Origin of the sequence: Micromonospora sp. NPDC005413 (assembly GCF_040606435.1) — a bacterium.
In the GTDB taxonomy this organism is placed as follows: domain Bacteria; phylum Actinomycetota; class Actinomycetes; order Mycobacteriales; family Micromonosporaceae; genus Micromonospora.
The window spans coordinates 1-3,126 of the sequence record NZ_JBEXEV010000075.1 but is presented as its reverse complement, the minus strand read 5'-3'; the positions used below and the strand labels follow the sequence as shown (position 1 = coordinate 3,126).

At 66.8% G+C, this 3,126-nt stretch carries 3 protein-coding genes; 2 read left to right on the top strand and 1 reads right to left on the bottom strand.

The features are described from left to right. Together ABZS37_RS32620 and ABZS37_RS32615 are read left to right on the top strand one after the other, a co-directional pair. A partial coding sequence (locus ABZS37_RS32620; RefSeq protein WP_355175440.1) for a TetR/AcrR family transcriptional regulator C-terminal domain-containing protein occupies positions 1 to 190 on the top strand: 190 nt, incomplete at its 5' end. A gap of 716 nt (positions 191 to 906) precedes the next feature. Next, positions 907 to 1,926 carry a hypothetical protein gene (locus ABZS37_RS32615; protein ID WP_355175438.1) on the top strand — a complete coding sequence of 340 codons (1,020 nt, stop codon included), beginning with the start codon at positions 907 to 909 and terminating at the stop codon, positions 1,924 to 1,926. On the opposite strand, the gene ABZS37_RS32610 is transcribed toward ABZS37_RS32615, so the two are convergent. Continuing rightward, positions 1,897 to 2,883 (bottom strand): pentapeptide repeat-containing protein, encoded by a 987-nt coding sequence (locus ABZS37_RS32610; protein WP_355175436.1) that lies wholly within the window; start codon positions 2,881 to 2,883, stop codon positions 1,897 to 1,899. The genes ABZS37_RS32615 and ABZS37_RS32610 overlap by 30 nt on opposite strands. Between the last annotated feature and the right edge of the window lie 243 nt (positions 2,884 to 3,126).

Genomic DNA, 3,126 nt, shown 5'->3' with positions numbered 1-3,126 from the left:
GGTCGAGGACGTGGACCTCGCAGCCACCCAGTTCCTGGGCATGATCTCCAACTACGTCTTCTGGCCAACACTCCTAGTGCCGGGCTGGGAGGTGAGCGCCGAACGCGTCGCTCAGGTAGTCGACGAGGCCGTCCGCACCATCGCCGCCCGGTACGCCGCGACTGGACCAGGGGCGTCCACCAACGACTGAGTCCCGCCGCCACCAAAGGAGCTGATGCCTAAGCAATCGAGGCCGTCGGCACCAAGGGCGTTCGCGGGGCATCCCGGGGCGGACACCGAAGAAGGGAGTGTCGATGTGTTGACCCACCTCGATCAGCCTGGCATCAGCACTGCCCGACAAGAGGTCTCAGCAGCGGGCCCAAACGTGCAAGGCTGCCCTCTCGGGGTGGAAACTCCCAACGACAGCAAGAGGGGTGACCCAAGACCCACAAGCCCAGCCCCCGCAGCTACACCCTCATCTGTAAAGAGCCTGTTTACTTCCGTCTGAGGCCAAGGGCGGGGCTGCTGCGTGCGGGCGCCGTGACACCGCCGCTGTCCGGGGCCGACGGCGGGCGAGGTGCGGCGGTGCCCGGGGCTGGGCCGGCCGCGGGTGTCTGCGGGGCGGGCACAATCTTCGAGAAGCGTAGGTTGTCAACCTTGATCACCGTTGTCCGGCCCTGGTATGTGTTTCGGAGGGGTGGCCGCCGGTTGGGTCCGTGCCGGGTGGGCGGGCGAAGTGCGCGGGGACCTAGCCGTACTTTTTGCCACCTCGGCATTTGCATAGGCACGGTTGTGCCGTTGCATTACTAGGCTCCCGGGACGGAATTCCGACACCTCCGGCCGCCTTGTGTGGTCAGATCCAGGTACCCGGCCGGTACCGTGGGTCTCCATCGAGAGAGCCCACAGTCGCGGTTGTCAGGAGTCGCCATGCCATCGGATGGCCGTACGTCGACCAAGGCTCTCGAAGACCTCCAGGACTATTTCCGGGCGCTCTGCTCCACGCTTGGCGCGCTCGACCCGGTCCAGATCGCTGCCCGTACGGCCGGTGGCGTCATCCCGGAGACGGTGATGAAGATGCTCTCCGGTGCGATCCTGCCGGCCTGGGAATATTGGCTGCAGGTCACCGAGGCCCTCGGTGGTGATGTGCAGGTGATCGAGAAGTTGTGGGTCGCCGCCGTCAAGGAGAAGGGCAGTTTCGAGCTCGGTCAGGCCGGATCGGACGACACGACGGCCGGGAAGCGCACCATCGCGATCCCGAGTGATCCCGCGGACCTCCAGGCGCTGGGCCGGCAACTGCGTCACCGCGCGGACGTCGAGCGCGAGCACCACGACGAGATCGTCCGCGGCATGCGCTCGGTCGAGGGCGAGGTCGACCGCGTCTCGGCGCTAATCGAGGCCTTGCACAAGAAAGCCGACGAGGACCGGCTGGCGCAGCGGATCAACGAGCTGGAATCCGAGCGCCGCCAGCTTCGCCGGGACATCAAACGCTTGAAGGGCGAGCTCTTTGTCGTCAGCGCCGAACGCGAGCGGATCGCCACCGAGCTTGCGGAGGTGAATTACCGGCTGGTCGAGTTCCAGTTCGAACGGGCGCAGTACGAGGAGCGGCTCAAACACCAAGCCGAGCTGCAACTGCGCGACACGCAGGAGGAACTCCGCAAACTCGACGAGATCTGGGGCGCCCGAATGAAGCGGCTGACCGACGAGCTTTCCGTGACCCGGGAGAAGGCGGCGCGGGAGGCCGTCGAGTTGCGGCAGTCGCTGTCCGAGGCGAGCAGGGACAGGACAAGCTTCCAGCATGCGAACCAGCAACTGCGGGCTGAGAACAAGGCGTACGGCGCTTCCCTGGACGCCGCCTACAAGCAGATCGATCGGGTTTACCGCCGGTGGTGGGTTCGCCTTCTCGTGCCACGGCAAGTGTCAGGCCCGGGCGGCCCTGTCCGGTCCTGAGGACGTGGCGAGGTGCGACGGCAGCTCCGTGGCGTCGTCCAGCAGGGCCGTCGTTAGCTGGGCGGCGGTGAGACCGTTGACGTCCGGTGGGGTCAGCAGAGCGCCGTGCAGCCGGGCGCCCTCGAGGATCGTGCCCTCTAGACGTGCCGCCACGAGACTCGCCCGATCCAGCCGTGCCCCGGCAAGAGCAGCCCAGCTCAGATCGGCGGCGGTCAGGAACGCGTCCTCGAGACCGCTGTTTACCAACAGCGCCTCCGTCAGGTCCGCGCTCAGGAACGATGCGCCGCGCAGGTCGGCTCCACTGAGGTCGGCTCGCTTGAGGCAGGAGTTGTCGAAGCGCGTTTGCGGCAGATGCCCCTCGGACATCGCCGCGCCGCAGAGATCGGTGCCCGACAGATCGAGGGTGTGGGTCTCCGGCCTCCGGGGTCTGCGGCACAGCACGGTCAGCGCCGACTGAACGTCGACTGCGGGTGGTGTGGGCGCCCCGCCGTCCGCTGACTCGCCCTCCAGCCGTGCGGCGTGCCGGCGGACGAAGGTAGCCAGGACCTCGACGACCGTCCAGTGGTCGTGCAGGGACTCGGCCATCAGGCGTTCCAGGGCGTAGATCCCGCCGACTCGCTCCATCAGTTCTGGAGAGCCTAGCTGCGTCACCGCCTTGCCGTACCGATCTGCCCACTGACCGCGTCGGGTGAGGAAGAAGGTGCGCGCGGTGAAGGCCAGCCCGGCGGCCGCCACTATGCCGGCGACGGCCACTAGGAGAATCTGACGTGTCGCATTAATGGAGGCTGAAATGTCCTTGCCGGACACACCCGTCAACGGCGTCAGCCATCGAGCCGCCGGGCCGATGAGAAGGACCAGGACGCCGAGCGCGGCGAACGCCGAGAAGACCAGCAAGAGGCGCGGCCAGCGTCGGTGGATCGCGCTGGCGCGGGACAGCCGCCGCTCCACCATGTCCATGCCCGAAGCCAGACGGCGTCGCCGAGAACGCATGGCTCATGATGGCACGCGAATCGTGGCGGTCAGCTCGGCCGACGCGCTCGTGAAAACTGCGCGGATAGCGTCGTGGTCATCGGTCAGTTTTCGGCGGCACCCGTATGACGTGCTAGCTAGTGCCTCGTCTTTGAACGTTGATCGTGTAATCCGTCGGTGCTGAGGACGTGTCGGGCAGGCTGTCTCCCAACGATTCTTGGGAGGTGGTGG